This window comes from Bacillota bacterium (genome assembly GCA_024653485.1).
Classification (GTDB): domain Bacteria; phylum Bacillota; class SHA-98; order UBA4971; family UBA4971; genus UBA6256.
In genome coordinates this window covers 105287-126774 of sequence record JANLFY010000010.1, presented here as the reverse complement: position 1 = coordinate 126774, position 21488 = coordinate 105287, and the positions used below count along the sequence as shown (strand labels likewise).

The following is a 21488-nucleotide window of genomic DNA, read 5'->3' as shown; positions in this document are numbered from 1 at the left end:
AGATCCCCGATCCCGAAAACCCCCTCTGTGTGCCCTGTCACTGTCGAACCCGGGTTTGACCTCGTGCCCTCTTCGCCGATGCCCAGCCGCCCCCCCGTAACGGGTGTCCATAGTTGCAGATCTACCCGCTACAGCGTCTCGAGCTCCTTCATGAGCGCCTCCATTTGCTGTTTGAGCTCGGCCTTCTCTACGTCCGTCAGGTCGAGAAGAGGTGCTCGGGTGTAGGTCTTCTTGAATCCCCTGAACTCCAACGCCTGCTTGAAGTAGGCCAGGTTGGATCCGTTCTTGAGAGCGAAGGCCGCTTTGCGGATGAACCTGTGATACCGTCCAGCCTTCTCATGATCCTCAGCGTTGACGGCCGTGAAAAGCCCAACGAAGGCTTCGGGGAATACGTTGGCGTTTCCGGAGACCGCACCCTTCGCGCCGCTGACCAGCGCGGGATAGAGCAGGGTATCCGCCCCCATGATGACGTCGAAGTCATCAGGTGCCGCCTCAACGAGCGAAGTGAGGCGCTCCATGTCTGCCATGCTGTTCTTTATCCCGACGATGTTGGGCACGGTGGCCAGCTCCCGCACGGTTTCGGGAAGGAGGTCGTTAGTAGTGCATCCCGGAAGGTTGTAGAGGTAGATCGGGAAGCTCCGGCTTACGCTGGCAGCGATGGCCTCGTAGTAATCCACAAGAGCTCTCTGGTCAGCATGGAAGTAGTACGGCGTAATCGCTCCTATACCGTCGGCGCCGATGGATTCCGCATGAGCGGCGAGTTCACATGCGACCTTCGTGGGAATCGCGCCCACCTGCACAAACACTGGTATCCGCCCGGCAACGTGCTTTACTATGAACTCGGCGACCGTTCTCCTCTCTTCCACGTCGAGAAGAAAGACTTCTCCGGTCGTGCCGAGAGCATAGAGGGCATCCACCCGGGCGTTCATGAGGTAGTCGCAGTGGGCCGCGAGGGCCTCGAAATCGATGTTACCGTCCTTGCCGAACGGCGTCAAAACCGCGGGGGCGATTCCTCTGAGCCTCTTCATATCCTGCATTCATACCCTCCCGCCTTCAGTCTAACGGAGTTGCCAGCAGCCCAAAACCTTGATTCTAGCCCTGGTAGCCTAACATCCTTGGTAAGAGCAGCACGGTATCAGGGACGAACGTGCAGATGAGGAGCACGACCACCAGGACCGCTACAAAGGGCCAAATCTCCCGGATAACCTTGCTGAGCGGGACCTTTGCAAGGCCACTCACGATAAAGAGGCTCACGCCGTATGGCGGGGTCGAGAGCCCTATCATTAGATTGAGCACGAGCACAACGCCGAAATGCACCAGATCGATGCCAAGGCTCTCGACCAACGGAAGAAGGATCGGCACCACAATCAGAAGCACCACGGTGGTGTCCAGGAAAAGCCCGAGTATCAGGAACACGATGTTGAGCACAAGCAGAAGCACCCATTGGCTGCTCACCGCACCGGAGTTCACAATCAGATCAGTAATCAAGTTGGGCAACTGCTCTCTGGCCACGACATAGCTAAACAGGAAGGCCGCCGCAACTATGAACGATATGGTACCGGTGGCCAGCGCCACATCCTTGAGCGCAGCGTAAAGTTTCTTTGGCCCCATCATCCTGTAGCCAAACACCGCCAGAATCAGCGCGTACACCGCCGCCACCGCCGCCGCCTCGGTTGGTGTGAAGGCGCCGCCATAGATCCCCCAGAGGAGGATGACCGGGCTCAGGAGCGGGAAGAAGGCCCCGATGAAGGATCTCACGATCTTCCTAAGGCTAAAGGGCTCTCCCGCCGGATAGTTGCGCTTGTGGGCGATGTACCACACGTATATCATCATCGCCACCCCGAGCAGCAACCCCGGGATGATGCCGCCGATGAAAAGATACCCTATGGATGCGCCAGACAACATCGAATACAAGACCATCGGGATGCTCGGGGGGATGATCGGGCCGATCGTGGCCGACGCCGCCGTCACCGCGCAGCTGAAGGCCCTGTCGTACCCGCCCTCAGTCATGGCTTCGATCTCCATCAGTCCAAGGCCCGACGCATCGGCTACCGCGGAGCCGGTCATTCCCGAGAAGATTATGGAGCCCACGATGTTTACGTGAGCGAGCCCCCCCTTTAGGGAGCCAACCAGACTGTCGGCGAAGGAGTAGATCTTCTCGGTGACCTTCCCGTCGTTCATGATGCGAGCCGCAAGGATGAACAAGGGAACAGCAAGAAGCGCAAACTCGTTTTCAAACTTCACGACCATCTTGTCCACGATGACCGCGGGGTCGACGCCCGCGAGGAGGATGTAGGCCATTGAGCTTACGGCAATCCCGAAAGCAATCGGGTAGCCCATCACAAACATCCCGGCGAAGAGTAGAAGCCAGACCAGTAGAGCCATAGCTTCACCACCTGTCGTTCAGTCCTGGCATGATCGTCCCGACAGTCTCACTCTGACGGCGCTGCCCCGGTGGCCCTCCTCGGGCACCGCCATCCACCCAGCGCCGGCCTCGCAGCACTGCCTCCCGTCAGACAGCATCACGAACCGTCCCTGCCCAAGAGTGTCCTCGCATCTCTCACGATGTGGCCGATGCTATGGACTATCACCAGTATCATAAATACTGGAAACACCCCGAAGACCGTGGTCCACGGAAGTCTCAAAGCCACTGTCTTGATCCGGTATGAGAAAAGGAGATACTCCCAGATCGGCCCCAGGGCTGCAATGAATATCACCACGACGATAGCATTGAAAAAGACGTCAAGAAACTTCCTGGCCTTTGCTGGCATGGCGTTGTACACGATATCTAGCTTGATATGCTCCCGTGTGCGCGTGGCGCGGGCGGCCCCCAGATAGAGCGTCCACACAAAAGCGTAGATGGACAGCTCAAACGGCCACTCGAGAGGGGTATCGAGCACGTAACGGTAGAAGACCTGCACCATTATCGCAAGGACCGTCACGGCAAGCGTTACGGCAGGGATAAGCTCCTCGAGCAGAAACAGTGCCGCGCCCCACAGCTTCGTCAGCACACGGAGCGGCTCCCTGGCGGGGCTGGCTGCCGGTGGGAGCCCCGATTCAACTCGCTTTTCCATTTGGGCCAACCACCATCCTCCTTTCGATGTCAAGTTTTCGTGGTCAAGCAGCTTCGCGGTACACCGGGGCGGCATACCTGATCGGGAGGCGGCGGGAGCAGAGCCCGCCGCCCCGGCATCAGTACCTCTGGCAGTCTAGTTGGCCTTATAGAGCTCCTTGCCGACGTTCTGGATCATTTCATACGTACCAGGACCCCAGATCTTCTCGTTCTTCTTGTACACCTGCTTCATGTTCTCCATGAAGGCTTCCTTGTCCGGAATGATGATCTCCATACCATACTGGTTCTGGAACTTGGAAAGGAGCTTGGCCTCCTCCTCGAGCACCATCTGGTTGCAGTAGTTGCGTGCCACCTCGAGAGCACGGAGCATGTATTCCTTGTACTCGGCGGGCATCTTGTTCCAGACCTTCTCGTTGATGGTCGGGTTGATGATCGTCATCTGATGATCGGTCAGCACTATATAGTGGGTGACCTCGTAAAACTTGTTGGCATCATCGGTGGGAAGCGGATTGTCCTGGCCATCTATGGTGCCGGTTTTCAGAGCAAGGTACACCTCGTTGAAGCCCAGTGGGGTTGGGTTGGCGCCAAGGCCGCGGCCTACGTCCATCCAGGCCTCGGAGCCGGGCATCCGCAGCTTCACGTTCTTCATGTCAGCGGGGGTCTTCACCGGGCCCACCGACTTCCTGAGATTGAGCTGCCTGGTGCCGAGATACCAGGTATCCAGCACCACAAGGCCGGACCTCTTGCGCAGCTCCTCCCAGTACTTCTTGCCGATGGGGCCGTTGACCACCTGATAGAGATGATTGAGATCTCTGTAAGCGTAAGCCGCCTCAAGCACGGTGATCTCCGGATACGGCACGATGTCGCCAAACCACGTCGGGGAGGCATCACACATGTCGATGCTGCCCCTCATGGTGCCCAGGACCTGGGTCTTCTGGTCGGCCAGCTGACCGGAGTGAAACACGTCGACCTTGATATTGCCTCCCGAAAGCTCACTCACGACCTCCGCAAACTTGTACATGGCCTTGGTCTGGGGCTGTGCAGGCGACGCCACGGTGGCAAACTTCAGCGTGAATTTCGGGGCATTCTGCGCATCCACAGCTATCGGGAACACCACAGCCAGAATCAGGACAGCCGTCACGAGTTTCAAAATCTTCATGTTCCACCCTCCTTAAGCGTAGTAGGCTCCTTGTGTCCTTGAGATCCCCTTCGACTCCTGACCTGTCTGAAATCCCACCTCCCCTAGCCATGATCACCGCACCCCTTCAGAAGGGGAGCCTCGAGACCCGCCTCGACAGTTCGCTGCTTACATGGGCCAGCCTCTCGACGCAATCACTGATGAACTGATCCGTGAAAACGCTGTATGGCCCGCTGACGCTCACAGCGCCTCCGATCTGGCCAGACATCGTCCTGAACGGAACTGCGACGCACGCTATCATGGGGTCGCTCTCGCGCGCGTCGATGGCATACCCGCGGCTCCGGCTGAGCCTTAGCTCCTCGAGCAGGGACTCCCTCTCGACGATGGTGTTGTCCGTAAGTCTCACAAGCCCATGCCTTTCGATCACGGAGTCCACTTCTTCCACGCTCATTTGGGAGAGCATAGCCTTGCCGAGGCCCGTGCAGTGCATGTAGGCCGTGCGCCCGGCCACCGAATATCGCACCTTCCGGCGGGGAGGATAGAGGGCTTCGATGTATAAGACCAGGCCCTCATATGGGATCGCAAGGTATATGATCTGTTGAGTCTCGTCGAGGAGGTTTTCCATGAGCGGAAGCGCGTGCCGCGATAGATCGATATTCGACCGGGCTATGTACCCGAGCTGAAACGCCACCGCCCCCAGCCTGTAGTTGTCGCTCACTGGGTCCCGCTGCAGCACCCTGCACTCTTCCAGAGTCTTCGCAATGCCGTGGGCAGTGCTCTTGGGGATCCCAAGGAGTTCGGAGATCTTCGCAAGGCTGAGCTCAGGCTGTCGCTCGGAGAAGAGCTTGAGGAGAGCCATGGCCTTGTGCACGGAGTGAATATGTCCATTCTTCCCTCGTTCGGTAGTCGTCACTGATCCAACCTTCCCCCTCATCGTTCGGCATCGTCGTTCGGCATCGTCGAATGACGTTCTCGATCGCGAAATACTATTCCGCAGTGGTGCAGAGCATTCCTGCATGCCACCCAAAAAAAGAAAGAAAAACGAACAGGCACGCCAAGACAACCTCGATGTCTATCGCGTGCCTGCGTGAACTCCCCGGCGTTCAAACCCGAAGGCTCGCCCGTGGCGGCTTGGCCGCAGTGGCTTGACTACGCGCGCCCTCACGCACCTTGCGTACCTCTACGCATCTTCACAGGTCTTGACGCGTCTCTATCGCCCCCGAGCGCCGGCTACCTCGCCGCCCTCGCGCATCCGTAGTCCATTTCCAGTGAGATCTGCTCGCAATACTCCGTGACCTCGCGGGCGGTCTCATGATAGCCGTACAAAAGCTCCAATAGAGGAACGGCTCGAATGTAATCTCTCAGGGACTTTGGAGGCGGTGAAGCATCAATCAGTAGTCCAGCAAGTAGCGCATACATCTCCAGCGGGGCAGTCATCGCTGTTACCCGTTCTCTGCTGACCAAGTCTGTCAGCGTTTCAACAAGCTCGCCAGAATCTCGAGCTCGGAAGCTGAACCTACTTGAACCAGCTCTGGTCGCTTCGAATCGTGCGGGCCCGTTCCTTGCCCAGCAAGACTCTGGCAAGCCGGTAGAAGTGCCTCGCCATTGCTTCGCGGTCATCGAGATCTGTCGCAGGTATCTCAAGTACTTCATAGCCCCGCGCACGCAGCTCATCGCGGATCGCCCGGTCCCTCGCCGATGTCTCAGGGTTGCCGTGAATGTGCTCACTCAGGCCATCGAGATACACGCACACCCCCAACTCATACTCATCTTCCCCCGGGAAGAAGCAGTCCGGGACCGTCGAGCCAAGCGGGCGCCCAAGCTTGATCTCACACTGCCACTTAGGCTCGGGGAAACCTGCACGCTCCAACAGACGGCGGAGGTGCGTCTCAGCCTCGTTGACGGGCATCATTCTCCCCTTGGGCGTCTCGGCCGGAAGGCGCGCCGGGATCTCATGGAGGAACTTTAGCCAATTCCCCAAAGTCCTCAACCGCTCATAGGCGACGTGGCGGTTGAGATGTCCATGGTAGAACGCGTTTCGGAACGTTTGGAGGCAGTCTACGCACGACCGCCCACAGCCCGACGGGCATTTCTCCACCACCTCTGTGGCCGCCTGCACCACCTCGGGCCAGCGCTCGCACGCCTGCTCGAGGAGGCCTGAGCCACCGGGCATCGGGTCATACAGTATCGCATCGACGTCGTCCTGACCGGGGCGCCCCACTACGAGCACCTCGACGTCATCCCTTTCCATCTCCAGCACTCGGCTCATCCCCACGCGGAGGGCCTCCAGCACTGAGTAGGCCTCCTCCCGCGTGGCAACACCAGGCAGGCACATGGCGTCAGCCACCACATCAGCGAAGAATCCCACGTTTTCCACTTCTTCACCGTAACGCTCCCTGTGCGCCCGCAGGAATTCCTCAAGCTCACGATCGGATGCGAGAGGAGATCGGCTTTGACCCGTCACCAGGCTCACGGGATAACCGAGTTTCCCTGATGAGTGTACCAGCGGTGCGGCACCCACGTTCACGAGTCTCAGGTGAACCCCGCGCCGTAAGGTCAGGTCACGCCCGCCCCATGAGAAACGCTTTCCCGGCCCATGTCTACCGGTTTCGTGACCGTAGATAACGACCGGAAGCTGGAAACGATACTCTTCCTCATCGCTGATATGAGACCTGTGGACGAGCTCAACGTCACACACAGGGACGGCTTTGAGAGCAGCGCTGCCGAGGGCTGCGACCGCACCAGGCGCCGCTGTGCCAACCTCCGTCATCGACTCGCGCGCTGTGTCTACCTGTAAGAGGATGGGCTGCACAGGCTCGAGATGCAGGTATCGTGCCACAAACCTGTGGCCGTTTGCGTATATGAGGTTGCCCGGCACATATTCGCGAAGAGCGACCGCCGGTGGGCGCGGAAGGTCGAAGTCCCTTCCCCCCTCTGCGTATCTGGGCACAATCGCCGTGCCTATGATGGAACCCGTCTCGAGCCCGTACCCTGGCAGGAATCCTTCCGAAGCAAGCACGGCGTAAGTGTTCGTGTCGTCGTATCCCTCGGCCTCGTGGCGCCGGCGTGGCAGAATCCCCTTGTACCTCTTCACTAGCCGGTCGCACCGTTGGTAGAGAGCGTCCTCTTCGGGATCGAGGGTGCCCTTGAGCCGACGCATGCTGTCCAGATGAGCCATCTGGCTGCGCGCCCAGTCCAGGCGCTTCTTTAGGGTACGGATGACCTCCTCAAGGCAGTCAGCCATGGCAAGGACCCTGCTACGTAGCGCTTCCTCCTCAACCACAGCAGCGTCCTCCTCAGGCCAGCTCCGCCCGAACGCAGCCCTTACGTAGTCGAGGAGGACCGCTTCGTGCTTCCTTATCACGTCCCGAAGAGGGCCAACATCGAATGGCTCGCTCCGGACGTGCCCGACCTCATCGAAGAGATAATCCCGCACTCGCGCCGGGAAGACCACTTGCAATGCACGCGCCACTTCCGTTCGATCATCCTCGCTAAGAGGGCTACTGCTCCGGGCGAGCTGGTGAAGCTTGGTCAGGACGGCTGCGTGAACATGTTTTGCCACCATGAGCTCGTTGCGCATGTTGAAGCGTGGCGGCTCAACCCGGCCCTCGAGCAGCTTGAGCGGGTCTGCGAAGTACGCCCGATCATGATCAACCGCACGCGCGTACGTGATGTTGACTGCAAGTCGATGCCTCCGGCCCGCACGGCCCGCACGCTGCCAGTAATTCGCCGGAAGAGGCGGGACGTTGCGCATGAGGACAGTATCAAGCGAGCCTATGTCGATCCCGAGCTCCAGGGTAGGTGTGCAGACCAGCGTGTTGACTGTCTCACCGTCGCCCTTGAAGAGACGTTCCAGGCGCTCCCGCTCGTCAGCGGGCACCTGGGCCGAGTGCTCTGCCGGCCGCACCATCGCGAATCCCTGATCGATCGTAGCAAGGTCATAGTTGTCAGGATCCGGCGGCTCAAACACGAGCGTTCCGTCGCAGCGCCATGCGAGGCAGCGCCCGCCCGGAGTCGGACGCACCTGAATCCGCCGGCACTTCCGGCATCTCCATACTCCATCGTGGGGCGAGATCCTGAGGAGGTCGGCATCGATCTGGCGCACACCGGCGCAGTGTCTCAACGCATTCCCTCTGGCATCGGCTAGCGTCACCGGTGCCAAGATCTGAAGTTCCTTGGTCAGCAGGTCCCATAATCCCTTCACGAAGTCCTCTACGTCGTCATTGGGCACGCCCCAGGCCCGCGCCGCTTGTTTGACGATCGTATCGCCGACCGGGCTGAGCCACTGCGCTACGCGCCCACGGTCGTCGTCCGCCTCCCTGAAAAGCTTCATGCCCCTCGGGACTCCCTGCAGAAGGGGCAAGTACCCCTGTTGGATCTCACGGTCTCCATCCTTCCAGAAACGTGAGAAGATCTGACCGTCACGGTCCAGGAGATACATCTGACGGCGATAGTTGTCGAGAAGAGCGCTGATGCCTTCCACGAGCTCCGCAGGCTCTATACCGAGCCTGCTCGCCCATTCCCCGATGAAAGCGAGTTCGGGTGTAAGGCCATGGTAGTCTATCTTGATCCTGCCCCAGGGCTCGAGGCCGACTCTCTGCCTAATACCAGTGGAGGCCTCTCTCAACACCGCGATACGCAGGAAGTACCTGCGTTCTTGGGCGTGTCGGACTCCCTCGGCTTCCTTCCTGGCCACCTGCCATACCTCTGGAATGAGGCCCCTTGATAGCTCATCGTCGTCATTGAGCTTCTCGTCCAGATGGGCTGTTAGGTCGCCGACTGATATGGGACCCTCCGAGATCTTCTCTGCCATCAGGCTGCGAAGCCGGAAACGACGCGCGTGATCCTTCATCCAGCCGGCCTGGAAAGCTGCCTCCTGGCGATTGTCTGCGAAGACCAGCAGGCGGCGTCGATCAGCGTGATGGATCATGTTCTGGGCCAGGACGTGCACGTCGGACACGCTCACCGCGCGCACCGGGCGAGCCGGTTCTCTGTAACCGCCCGGTCTCTCACGGCCCAGTGTCCTGCAGGCAAGGCAGGACACCAGATAGCCCCTACGCCTTTCGTCCTGGTCTACGGCAAACAGGGGCACGAGCTCCCCCTCGCGCCCGCACGCGTCGCAGCGGTCAAGGGCTTCGGGATGAAGCGCCCCGCAGCGGCGACACATGAAGACCTTGTGTGTGCGTGGCACCTCACCGTCCTCTTCGTCTGAGAGCGCGAGACGGTCCAGGAGCACCACCCGCGTGCCTTCCTGCTCGGGTCCAAGCGCAGGCCAGACTCTGCGGCTATCCACCGCGTCTCCACCCCCCAGCCCGTTCGGGGCTATGACGAGGTCCTTCACGTGGTGGACGAAGTAGTGCTGGCCGCAGGTGTTGCAGGTCATGACCGGCAGGCGGAAGAGGCTGTCCTCCCCTTGAGTGGCGAGCTCGTCTTCGGCGGAAAGCCACAGCCGTGGGCCGGGCTCCCCCTCCGGAAACGTGACCACCGCACCGCCCACGCCGCGAACAAAGGCATGGATCACCGGCCTGAGCAGCGGCCGACCCTCCTTACTGGACGCGGCGCCGAGGGCAAGCCAGGCAAGCACCTCCTCTTCAGGCACAGGCCGTCCCACGCGATCCTGGAGTTCTGTTACAAGATCCGTGAGCGCTCTCGGGCGAGACAGAGCCTCGCTGATCTGGTAGCATAGTTCGTTCTGGGCAAGGAGGGTGTAGAGATCTTCCTGCCAGTGCGCCGCGTCGATCCTTGCTCCCGTCATGGCTTGGACCAGTGTGCGCACCATGCGACCGGCATCGTCGCCAGCATCTATCGCATCAATGATGTTCTTGAGCTGGACGGACGGATCCCCGGGCAGCGGGGAGGGCAGATGCCTCACGGCCGCCCATTCATCCGGCTCATACTCTTCCCCCACAAGGGATACGTCCTCGCTGGGAACGCCGAAGAACCGCGCCGCGAACGCCTTTGCACCCTCGCAACCGTGGACAGGGTCCGCCAAGGTTGCTGATGTGGCAACGTGGGCCACTTCACCGGCACTCTTGCCGCAAAACGCACGGAGCCGCCGGACGAGGCACGCTGTCTCCGCGCCCGCCGCACCCCCGTACGTGTGTGCTTCATCGAACACCAGAAACTCAAAACGCGCGCCATCGAACAGCTCCACATCAGCGTGACGGGTCAGAAGCAGCTCTAGTTGCTTCACGTTGGTGAGCAGGATGCGCGGCTGCATTCCAGGCGTGCGCATTTCCTCGCGGGAAGCGCGCTCCTCGGGCGGGCGCACGGGGACGTTTCGGCGCTCCTCCCTCACCTGAGCAAGCTTTGCGAGGTAAGCTTCCCGGGAAGAACCAGGAGGTAGCTGTTCCCCCGAAACGTCGGCTGCGCGTTCTGGGGTCTTGCCCACATACATCCCGAAGGGGATCCCCGTGCCTGCCAGTATCCCGCGCAAGCGCCCCAGCTGGTCCTCAGCAAGAGCGTTCATCGGATATACAATGACGGCGACGATCCCGGGCGCGGCCCCTTCGTCTCGAAGTTCAAGACACCGGCTGATGATGGGATAGAGGAAACACTCCGTCTTGCCCGACCCGGTGCCAGTGGAGATGAGCGTCGTCTTCCCGGCACGAATGGATCTGATAGCCTTCTCCTGATGGCCGTAGAGGCGCTGGTACGGGATGAGGTTCGCCATGAACGGATGAAGAAGGCCTTCGGAGATTAGGCTTGACACGCTTGCTCCCATGCGGAAGGAGCGCGATAGGCTGACGTAGGGGCCTTTGAGAAGAGGCGTCTGTCTCGTTCTCTCTAGTGAGAGCAGCTCCCGTAGCTGGCGGTGGAGAAGCGGATCGGCAAACGCATAGGTGGTCAACTGGTAGCGAAGGAAATCCCCCACGACCTTCTCGGTGAAGCTGACAGGGTTGATAGCCACCTCATAACTCACCAGCCTGTCTCGGTTTTCTAGCGGCGCGTTCGTCTTTTATTCGGCCGAATGCTGGCCGAGTTCTCACCAAACAGGTTCTTCTGACCCGAGGGAAACAACGTAAGCTGGGTGCGCCCCACGACTGTGCCTGCTCCGTAGGGAGGATGCGACTCAGCAGCAAGTGCTGGCCACTCTGCCTCCCCAGAGACTTCGGAGGCTTCGGAGCGGGCTTCCTCCGTGGGAGTTGTTGAAAGCCCGCCGGCCTTATGGCCTTGCGCGGCATCAAGCTCTTCCATCAGCTTCTTGTAGCCTTCCTCTCCTAGGAGGTTGCGGGCGTGCAGCCGGCACTCCTTCCAGGACTTTTCTGGAGAGGCCTCCAACTGCCAAGGCAGGAACCGCCCCCCAGACGCTCGCGAACGGGCTGCGCCCGCTTCGCCCGTTCATCATGTCCAAGGCCGAGATCAGCGAGCCTCACCGTCTCGGGGAGCATCCAGCCCTCGCCGCCGTTCATGCTGCAGAATACCTCGATGCCTTTATCCCTGTCGCCTTCAGAGGCGATAATCTCCTTCAAGTCCCTAAACGCCGCCAAGGTCAGCACCGTGTGTCTTAACTCCGGATCCTTGTCCTTGTCCACGCGCCAAAAGCCCTTCGGGTCAAGCATTCGTGTGAAGGTCTTGTCTTGGAGCCTCTCAGCAGGATAATCGCACTCACGCAGTATCCAGGCCAAGTCGTCCCAATCAAGCCCGTAGAGCTCCGCGGCTATGGCATCGATGATGCACCGGAGGCGCAGGCGTTCCTGAGCTGTCAGGGCCCACCGTTGTTCCCACGCCGCCTGTATGCTCTGTCCATCAGTTTTTACACAGGGCTTAACGTAGGACGCAACCTTGAGCCACTCTGGTGAGAACCATCTATGCGCCAGCGAAAGCGATGTTGACGCAGCGATTAGTGGAAGGCAGTCAGCAGCACCGGGTTGAACCATGGGAACTTCATCGAGGACGAAGTAGCTCAGGTTTACCCCACCCATTCGCGCTCTCACTGCAAAGTCGAAGACCCACGAGTTGAAGATAGCAACTCCAGCGAGTAGTCTTTGGAGAGAGCCCGAGCGTATCGGATTCAACGAATGATTGCACGGGAAATCCTTTGCGAACGCTCCAACGACAGTACGTGAGTTTGTTGCGCTACTTATGTTCATTACGGGCATCTTGCAACCTAGGACTGGGCACTCACTCATCCTGCATGTCTCAAGAGCCATCAAGTATTGGGGCTCAAACACTTTTGCCGCCCAGCTCATCTCCCGCCACACCGCGCCGCGGCCCTTCCCGCGCACCCAGCCCTTCTGGCTGAAGTCAAACTGCCCAATCATCCGGCCCTCATACAACGGCAGTGCGATATCGTCGATCTCGTCTTCGTGGATCCACGCGGTGCCGTCCACGGACAGGATGACGCCAGGCTCCATCTCCCATCGAGGTCCGGCAGGCCGGCCTTCGTGCCAGCGGCCTTTGAGCCAGCGGCCGTACTCATCGGGCCGATAACCCTGGGCCTCCCACCAGGGGCGTGGGGGAAACAACTCCGAATCGGTCGTCATATCGAACTCGCGGGCATACTTGATCTGCCACCCCCTGGGGCCCACGTCTCCGAGAAGAACAGAGTTTGCGTAGATCTTTTCGAGGATCTCCAGGTCGCGTCTGTTGCGTATCTCGAGTATGGCCCGGCTGTTGGGGCTGAAGCGTTCCACCTGTACCCGCGCGTAAGGAATGGCGTACCGCTCTCCCTCCTCCCAGTCGGCGAGGTTCCTGCGCATGAAGGCGGTCTGGATGGACTCTGTCTCTCCGCCTTTCTGCACAACGATCGGGCAGAACTTAAAACGGCTATCGATGTCAAAGACCTTGTCCCTGTTCTCAAACCCGAACAGCCACTCCCATCGGCAACGGGCAAGAAGGAGCTTCCTGAGGTCAGAGGCACCCTTGTCCGTGTACACCCCGGAAGGCACCACAATGCCCATCCGACCTCCCTCGCGAAGGAGAGCATGTGCCTGTTCCAGGAACATCTTGTACGTGTTGATGTCCGCTGAACCTTGGTATCTGAACGCGTGCTCTGGGTCAGCGTAGCCCCTTCGCGCAGCGCGTCGCGCCCGCCATTCGTCGAGCAAGCGGCTGTCGCTTCTGCCCAGACCGAAAGTCGCGCTCCCTTCCTCCCCATCACCGAAAGGGAGGCCCGCGTTCTTTACCCAGTTCGAGAGAGCTTTGAGCCTGGCACAATACGCCAGCCAGTTTCGCTCGTCGTCAGCGCTGCGCTGGAAGTACTCTGACTGCTTATCGAGGGCCTCCTGTTTGCCGTAGGTTCGGTAAAGCGGGTCGATGTTCGAAAAGAACTCCTTGGAGTTCGGCTTCTGGATCTCCCACGGCGGATTCCCGACCACGGCATCGAACCCGCTGCCTGGACGCGCGAAGACATCGGGGAACTCGAGTTCCCAGTGAAAGAATCGGTGCTCGCTGGCAAGTTGCCTTGCAAGGTCGCGTGTCACCCTGGGCGGATCGGTGAAGTTGAGTGGCGTCGGGGCGTCCTCCAGACGTTCCGCCGGCCAGAACCAGATGGCGCACCAAGTATCGAAGGCCTCCTTGAGGCGCTGGAACGCGGGGTTGCCCAGGATCCTGTCACGGTAGAAGACCGCGCGTTCCTCCGACTCGTGCACCGCAAAATCGTGCATTCTTTCCAGAAGAGCCGTCGCCTCATCGTGCACCGCCTCAGGAGCCACGTTGAGCTCGGGAAGCGGAAGCATCAGCTGGTAGCCGCGGCCCTCAAGCCATGTCTTGAGTTCCCCCCTTATGCGTTCGTTGCGGAACTTCTTGATGGCTTTCGTCCAGGTCCCCTTCTCAAAACGGACACCACGCGTATGGTTGCTGTCGCCGCCTTCTCGCTCCCAGGCGAGCACGGGGTAATCCCGGAATCGGTCGAACCAGCAACCCACAAGGGAGTTGCCCACCTTTACCTTATGGTCGAGGAAGCTGAATGGGAGTGCAGGGTCCATTGTCTCGATCCACAAGGCTACCCGCGCAAGCTCGACGGCGAGCGGATCTATGTCTACTCCGTAGATGCAGCGCTCCACTACATATCGCTTGAGACGCGCCCGCAGCTGCGCCTCGAAGCCGTCCGAATCAGGGCGGCACGGCAGGAGTTCATCCGAAAGGCGTCCGGACTCAGGCCGCCCTTCTGCCAGCGTCACAACGGCCCTCTCACCTTGGTTGCGGATGCGTCCGTGATAGTGAAGGCTTTCCACCAGCGCATCTGTGAGGAATCTGAGGGCGGCTGTGAGGAACGACCCTGACCCGCACGCCGGGTCGCACACCTTGAGGGCAAGGATCTCTTCAGGTCTTCTCGGAATCCATCGGGAGGCTGAAGCGTTCCCGCTATCGTCGGCAGGTCCGTCTGGGCCGATCGGGGTCTCGTACGCAAGAGGCCGCAGGGTCCGGTGGATTGTTGGAACTGCAAGCTGCGGGCGAGTATAGAAAGTTCCCGCACCCTTACGGGTACCTCCCCATCGGACGAGGTACCATTCGCCCGGAAGTACCACACGCGCCACAAGACGTTTCGCGGCCTGCCCGCAAAGCGCCTCGTACTCCCGAAGGGCGGCCGGGCTCGAGGACCGCGGCCTGTGGACGAGCCTGCCTACTTTCACCGCCCGCAACGCCCATCGCCACGCCCGCTCAGTAGCGGCACGCCGGGCATCGTCGCCAGCGCCACCACCACTCGGCGAGGCCCCGGGAGTTTCCTCGCCATCGGCAGGTTCCCCGCTCTCCTCCGAGCCGTCGTCCTCGGGTTCGGCGCCATCGTCATCGGGTTCGGCCTCATCGGTGTCTTCGTCCCCCGCCGTCTCCTCGTCCTCGTTCTCCTCCCCGCTCTCCTCGCTCACGATGCGCCTGGTTCTTTCCTTCGACTTCTCAACCAGCCTGGCGACGGCCTTGTCATCGAGAGCCTCAAGACGAGAGAGAGGCAGCGCCGGCTGGTCGCCGAGGTTCAAGAAGACAATTGGGTCGCCGTCGGAGGCGCGGCGCAGCTCGAAGTCGAGAAGCCCCTCGTAGAGCATTCCTACGTATTCGGACGAGAGATCCGAGAAATCCACGGGAGCATCTATCCACATAGAGTTCCTGCCCTGGCGGATCTTGACGCGGCTGTGACAGAGAAGGGTGAGCATCTCGTGGACCGCTGCGTCGTTCGGAGAGTTCTCTGGGTCTTCGAAAACGCTCAACGCCCTTCGGACAGGATCGTCGGAGCACGGATCGCCCTGCTCGAACAGATTACCTGCATAGCGCGGGACAGGCAACGCCTCGTGAGGAGATCCCTCGTAAACGAGCCTGAAGAGAGCGAGAATCCTCGGCCACGCGGTAAACTGATGGCGCAGCCTGTCGGAACCTGCACCCCCTCCGGAGCGGTCGAGCATTTCACGCAGGCCGCCAAGCCCATATGAGCCGTGATAGATTGGATTGTCCCGGGGCAGGAGGTCTCTAGCCTCAGCGAAGAGCGCGACGACCATACGCATGACGACACGAGTAGCCGCGTGGTAGATGTCGGCAGACTTTACGCTCAAGTCGGCGTTTTCAAGAGCAAGTGAATGCTCGCGGATGAGGAGTTCTACGGCCTGCCGGACGCGCTCGCCCAGCGCAGTCGAGAGTTCCGCCTGACCTTTACGGGAAGCGACGATGGCAGCGAGAAGTGCGCAAGGCTGTCCGTCCGCACTCGGCACGAGGGCATCCCGGCCCAGGAGCGCCCTGAGGGCGGTGACCTGAAGCCCCGTCCTGCCTTCCTCGAACCATAGGGCGGTATCCCATTCGGCGAAGGCATCGTGGTCGAGCCCGGCATAGACTAGGCGCCATTGTCGTCCGTTTGTGAGGAGCGCGATCCTCTCGCCCTTATGCCGGAGCCACTCGATCACCCTGGAAGTCGTGCGTCGACCTCGGCCTGTCCCGAGTCGAGCCGCCCTTTCCGACTCCACAAATACAGGGAGAAGCGCCCCGTGCGGTCCCTTCCAAAGACGTCGAGGCTTGATAATCTCCCCTGTCATCCCCTGGCTCGACCATTCAGACGGGACGTCCCCGCCTTTGAACCAGCGCCCCTTCGTGGCCGCGCCGGAGGTGTCGTTCTCCAAACCGAGCACGTCCTCAAGCACGGTGTCGAGAAGGCTCGCCAGGGACTCGGTGCGACCGTCCGACGCGCGCATTATGTCGCGGCGGAGGCGGTCCTCAAGGTGGCGCGGCAACGGCGAGAGGTCCGGGGGGAAGTTCTGGGCTAGGTGCGAGGGTGCTATGAGCAGCCCTCCGTGCCTGAGCGATGCCCACCACGCATAGCTTTCGTCAGCAGTGTATCTCAAGGCCGCAGCCTCGCTCGCCGCCATGGCCCTCACCTCCCGTCGTCAGGCAGCCTTATCTCAACAGCAACTGGGAAAACCGATGCCCTGCCGCGCATCGTGTATCTCCTGGGGATTGTGTACTTGAGCACTCTCTCGCGTTCCCGCTGTAACTGCTGGCGAAGCTCCTCATAGTGCGCGCGACGTCGCCGGATCTCTTCCTCCTTGTCTGCGATGGAGCGGTCGATTTCCTCGAGCCGGCGGTCCTGATCGTACAATACTCCCTGATTGCGCTCGCGCTTGAGTTCTTCGATCTCCTTCTCCAGCCGAGCTATCGTCGTGCCCTCGATGAGAGAAGAGATCTCGCCTTGCCTGCTCATGAAGCGATCGTTCTCGACGCGCAGCGCGGACACTCGCTCGGCATCCAACGTGCTTGCGAGTCTTTCTGTTAGCCTTCTCGCAAGGTCCCTCACCAAAGCCTGGACATCTGACGCGATCTCGTCCCAGACCTGCCTCGCTCTATCGACGTCCTCCGGCGCGGGCGGGCCGCACGCTATCCGAAGGTCTCTAGCTGGCACGTGGGGAAGGAGCTCACCAATGCTCCCTCTGAAAACGGGCATCCTCAGCGTCCGAACCCAGTGATGAAACGTCTCCCTTAACTCGTTTACGGCAAGTTCCTCCACGGTCAGGAGCACGAGGGCGTCCGCGCCCGGCGGCACTGGGCCACGCTTCACAGTCCACCGGGTGGCCCTTCCCGTGGCCGCAGGGAAGCGCGCCTGGGCGAGGGTAATGAGAGCGCGGCTTACGAGTGGGTGACCGAGATGAAGCAGCACGGAGTCTTTCTCCGGCCTGAAGACGGGACGACCACCCACTTCGCGGACTAGTTTCGACGCGTCGAAGAAAATCGCGGGAAGCGCCCCCTTGGGTGATGCACGTAAGCCGAACCGGCCACGATCCAACCGCAAGGAATCATCAACAAGGGCGTTCCACTCGGCCGGAATCGGAGCCCTCAGGCGGAAGCGACCCCGCTCGTCGGGACCGTCGAGTCGCGGCCGGCCAGCCCTGAGGCCGAGAGCCACGTCGAGGGTCTCGCGCAGGCTGTCGGCATCAAGATCCACCTCGTTCGCGAGCTGACGCAGGTATGCAAGGCCATCAGCGCCCGACTGGACATCGTCAGCGGCGCTCGGCAATTCCGCCCGCCCTTTCGCAAAGGCGAGTCGCTCGTCCAGGTCCGCACGAACTTGGTCTACGTCATCACCGACGATGAGTCTCCGCTCAATGGCAGAATCGAATACCTGCCCGGTCGAGCCCAAGTCTTCACGAATCGTGTGTACCTTTCGGATCACATAGGCCAGGAACGCCACATCGGCATCGTCGTCTGCAGTGAAGTGGTACACAACGACGTCCCGGGCCTGTCCGTGTCTGTCAAGGCGGCCGTTCCGTTGTTCAAGGCGGGCAGGATTCCAGGGCACGTCATAGTGCAGTATATACCGCGCCGTCTCCTGCAGGTTCAAACCTTCCGCAGCGGCGTCGGTCGCTACGAGGATTCGCACGGGGTCCGCGGGATCGTTGAAGGCCGCCTTGATGAGCTCGCGCTCGTCCTCGTCCATCCCGCCCAAGAGCACTCTCACGGATCCTTCCTCGGGGCACACAGCCTTCAGCCTGCGTACAAGATACTCAAGGGTGGTCTTGTATTCCGTGAAGACCACCAGACGCTCATCCCTATGGCCCCGCAGGGCCCTCTCGATTAAGCTGCAGAGCGCATCGAAGCGGGCATCGCTGCGCGGCGTCATTTCGGCCGCCCGATCGCCTGCTGGGCTGTGCGTGATGTAAAGCCCCAAGTCCTGGAGGGCACGATCGATCGCCTTGATCTCGGGATCAAGGCGTTCAGCAAACGGCTTCAGCCAGGCACCGATAGTGTGCGCAGCATGCGCCCCGCGCGCTTCCGCCTCCATGTCGTCCCCGGTCTCCTCACGCATCGATCGCCTCGCTGCCTGGACCTCGTCCACATCAGCGGGCTGCGCGTCTGCCAGGCCCTCGCAGTAGCGACGCCACGAGTCGGCAAAAGCCACCGGACACGATAGGAGGCGCTTTCCCAGGACCTCAACTGCAAACGACCCCGCCACCTGCTCAGTCCCGCGGGCCGAGGCTACGAGCGACCTCACCTTGAGTCGAAAAGCTGCGAAGGCTCGCGACAAAGCTTGCTCTTCACGGCTCAAGGAAAGCGGCAGCGCAACCAGCTTGCGCTCGCAGAACTTCGGCGGGCTCGTCCTTGCGTTTATCTCGCTCTTCAAGCGTCTGACAACGACTTGCGATACGCGCCGCTTGTCTGCCTCTGTCAGTGGCTCACCCTTCTCGGTGAATCGAGCGGGATCGAGGCACTCGAGGAGGCCCGTAAAGCTTCGCGTATGTCCGTTGTGCGGCGTTGCTGTGAGAAAGAGTTTGTGTTCAAAGTAGGGAGCGAGTATCCTCAGCATTCGCGTGAGGTCGCTTTCTTCCCCGAGCGGCGCGGGCGCGAGATTGTGGACCTCATCTACTATCAGGAGGTCCCAAGGAAGATGGGGTGAGCCCTCTGGCACGCGACACGCCGACCGGAACTGCTCGAGGACGTCGGGCTGCTTGAGATAGTCATATGAGGTGATGATGCGCGGAAAGGTGCGCCAGGGATTGGCATCCATACCCAAGCGCTTCTGAAGCGCGTGGGTGGAGGCGCGGTCGACAATGTCAAACGGCAGCGCGAACTTGTCTCGCATCTCTTGTTTCCACTGAAGACGCAGCGACGCAGGACACAGCACGAGGACCCGCCGCACCCGGCGCCTGGTAAGCAGCTCGCGAAGGATGAGCCCAGCCTCTATCGTCTTGCCCAGACCCACGTCGTCCGCCAGGAGCAATGCCGCCCGCGGCATGCGCAGGGCTTTCAGGAGAGGGACAAGCTGGAAATCCTCAATCTGCACCGCGCTGTGAAAAGGCGCGGTGAGAGGACTTGATGCCAGGGACCTTTCGGAGCCGGAAGAGTCGGGGCTAGGGTTGGCGCCCTCGAGGCTATCCACGCTGTCCAGGCTGTCTAGGCCGGTGTACGGCGCGAGCGCCGTCCACCGTGCGGCTCGGACAAGGGCGTCGAACTCATCCGGCGCCATAGCGGCGTCGCGTTCCACGTCCGGCAGCGCTGTGGGCTCGAGCAGACGCGCTCCAGGCTCGCGTTCCCAGATGAGGTGGTCTTCCTGGGGTGAGCCGCCGTCCAGGTACTCCACGGTAATCAAGTGGAATCGCCCTTCAGTGGATACATCGAAAGGCTCAACCGCCGAGACAAGACCTCGGCGATTTCGCACCGTGGCAAGCATACCAACGCGCGGCGGCCCCGATGCAGAGGAAGGCATGCCGCCCGGTGCGGTGGTCGACATTGCCGGTGAGGTTGGCGCGGGCGGCACGGTTGGCACAGTCGGAGCCTGCGAGTCCGCGGCATCGACGGACACCCTCTCGGTCGCGCCGTCGGGCGGCCTCAACCCTGTGCGCTGGTCAGCATGGGCAGATGGAGAATCGGCCAAAGTAGCCACCCCCCGGCAGGAGCCCGTATGGCCTGAGACTCCCAGACTTGCCAATAAGTATTAGACAAATGGCACTAGCTATCCTGCCCATCCTGCGTCGTTCTGCACGATTCGCCAACAACCATCACGGCGTCCGGTCTCCATGCACATCGGACGCGAGACCTCCAATGACAGCGATCTGTGTTCCTCCGGGTCTCTCCTCCTTCGTCTATGTCCGCCCTTGTAGTTGCAGTGATGTGCCGAGATTACCGGCTCACCTTGTCTACGTCCAGCTTGTCATGCCTTTCCTGATTGACGGTCGCTCATCACGATATACCCCGGCGCTCGCCTCGCCGTCTCCGACTCCTTTCCCCCGACACGTGCGCTTTACCGCAACGGAGCTGGAAGCCGCCACCTCAAATTCCAAGCCCGTTGGCTCACGCCCGTCCACTGAGTATACCGGCTCTTGGAGAGCGCATTGGCATCCGCAGCCTACTCGATAGCTTTCAGGGTCATGGCGTACTCGTAAGATATCGGCTCACCGAGCTGCGTCTCCGTGTAACCCCTCTCCTCGTGACTCATCTTTCCGAGCGCGGTGGCGCTGCAAGCCTTGAACCTCCGTAGGACGTCTTCGAGAACCTTCAGCTCCTCAGGGCTGAACAAATCGGTCTCGAACTCCACGAGAGGTTCGACCCGCTCTCCTTCGACCTCGCCGTAGCTCTGCGGCTTGAGGGCAATGAACTGCATCCGCTCCATGTAGGCCATGACCAAGTCGTGGGCTAGCGGAATGGGCCCAAAGTAGTTGTGGCAGTATACCGCGCCGCTCATGGAGCAAAGCGTCCGTCTATAGCAGACGAAATCCGAATACCACAGCATCTTGAGCAACTTCGATTTCGCGATGCCGGGGCACTTGGCCGCAAAGAAGACCGCCATTTCGGCGAGTCTGTTCAGATCGGGTCTACGCCTTCCCCGCAGTAACTCTCCATGCCGCGAGTACAGGCCTAGCAAGATCCGCGAGATCTTCTCCGGCACACTATCTGCCCGGCGGGAACCAAGTGCCTTCTCCACTCGCTTTCTCTCAAGGTTTCCTAGCCTAGACGCAGACGCTTCAAAGAGACTGCGCGCGTAAGCCACATCCTTGCTGAATCGACAAAGCTGATCATTATGGGCGACGCTGGGGATCGACCCAAGTTCGTATCTTGCTATCGTGGCAGGGCTCCATCCCAGGAGGGCAGCCAGACCGCGCTGTGAGAGACCGTACCTCTCCCTAATCCTTTTGATCTCTTCTGGTCCCAATAGACCCTTTTGCTTACGATACTGAGAATAGGCCAGGGATAGGTTTTCACTGTCCAGAGTCTCATCAAACACATCGGTCCCACAAGTCCCGCACGTCAAAACGTTGGACATGATGGTGATGGCCTCGCCCTTTACTGGATATGTCTCCTCCCTCTGGGTCTTGATGAGTTCCCTTTCTGCGTCGCACTTTGGACAGAAGCCTTTCATGGTTTGTC

The 21488-nt window shown here is 60.6% G+C and carries 10 protein-coding genes; all 10 read right to left on the bottom strand.

Going from position 1 to position 21488, the window contains the following annotated elements:
* Nucleotides 1-128 precede the first annotated feature (128 nt).
* Nucleotides 129-1037 (bottom strand): dihydrodipicolinate synthase family protein, encoded by a 909-nt coding sequence (locus NUW12_09505; protein ID MCR4402995.1) that lies wholly within the window; start codon nt 1035-1037, stop codon nt 129-131.
* A 55-nt stretch (nt 1038-1092) separates the two neighbouring features.
* Nucleotides 1093-2385 (bottom strand): TRAP transporter large permease, encoded by a 1293-nt coding sequence (locus NUW12_09500; GenBank protein MCR4402994.1) that lies wholly within the window; start codon nt 2383-2385, stop codon nt 1093-1095.
* A 137-nt stretch (nt 2386-2522) separates the two neighbouring features.
* The gene (locus tag NUW12_09495; GenBank protein ID MCR4402993.1) at nt 2523-3074 is read right to left on the bottom strand and encodes a TRAP transporter small permease; all 552 of its coding nucleotides are present in this window, start codon (nt 3072-3074) and stop codon (nt 2523-2525) included.
* Nucleotides 3075-3209: 135 nt separating this feature from the next.
* Complete coding sequence (locus NUW12_09490; GenBank protein MCR4402992.1) at nt 3210-4232, bottom strand: sialic acid TRAP transporter substrate-binding protein SiaP; 1023 nt, start codon at nt 4230-4232, stop codon at nt 3210-3212.
* A 106-nt stretch (nt 4233-4338) separates the two neighbouring features.
* Nucleotides 4339-5124 carry an IclR family transcriptional regulator gene (locus NUW12_09485; protein ID MCR4402991.1) on the bottom strand — a complete coding sequence of 262 codons (786 nt, stop codon included), beginning with the start codon at nt 5122-5124 and terminating at the stop codon, nt 4339-4341.
* A gap of 317 nt (nt 5125-5441) precedes the next feature.
* Nucleotides 5442-5648, bottom strand: coding sequence for a hypothetical protein (locus NUW12_09480; GenBank protein ID MCR4402990.1), 207 nt, complete (start codon nt 5646-5648; stop codon nt 5442-5444).
* 79 nt (nt 5649-5727) lie between these two features.
* On the bottom strand, nt 5728-11133 hold the full coding sequence (locus NUW12_09475) for a DEAD/DEAH box helicase (GenBank protein MCR4402989.1): 5406 nt from the start codon (nt 11131-11133) through the stop codon (nt 5728-5730).
* A 298-nt stretch (nt 11134-11431) separates the two neighbouring features.
* Nucleotides 11432-16501, bottom strand: coding sequence for a hypothetical protein (locus tag NUW12_09470; GenBank protein MCR4402988.1), 5070 nt, complete (start codon nt 16499-16501; stop codon nt 11432-11434).
* Nucleotides 16502-16506: 5 nt separating this feature from the next.
* Entirely contained in the window at nt 16507-19704 is a 3198-nt protein-coding gene (gene drmD, locus NUW12_09465) for a DISARM system SNF2-like helicase DrmD (GenBank protein MCR4402987.1), read from the bottom strand.
* Nucleotides 19705-20469: 765 nt separating this feature from the next.
* Nucleotides 20470-21480, bottom strand: coding sequence for a DUF4065 domain-containing protein (locus NUW12_09460; GenBank protein ID MCR4402986.1), 1011 nt, complete (start codon nt 21478-21480; stop codon nt 20470-20472).
* Nucleotides 21481-21488 lie beyond the last annotated feature (8 nt).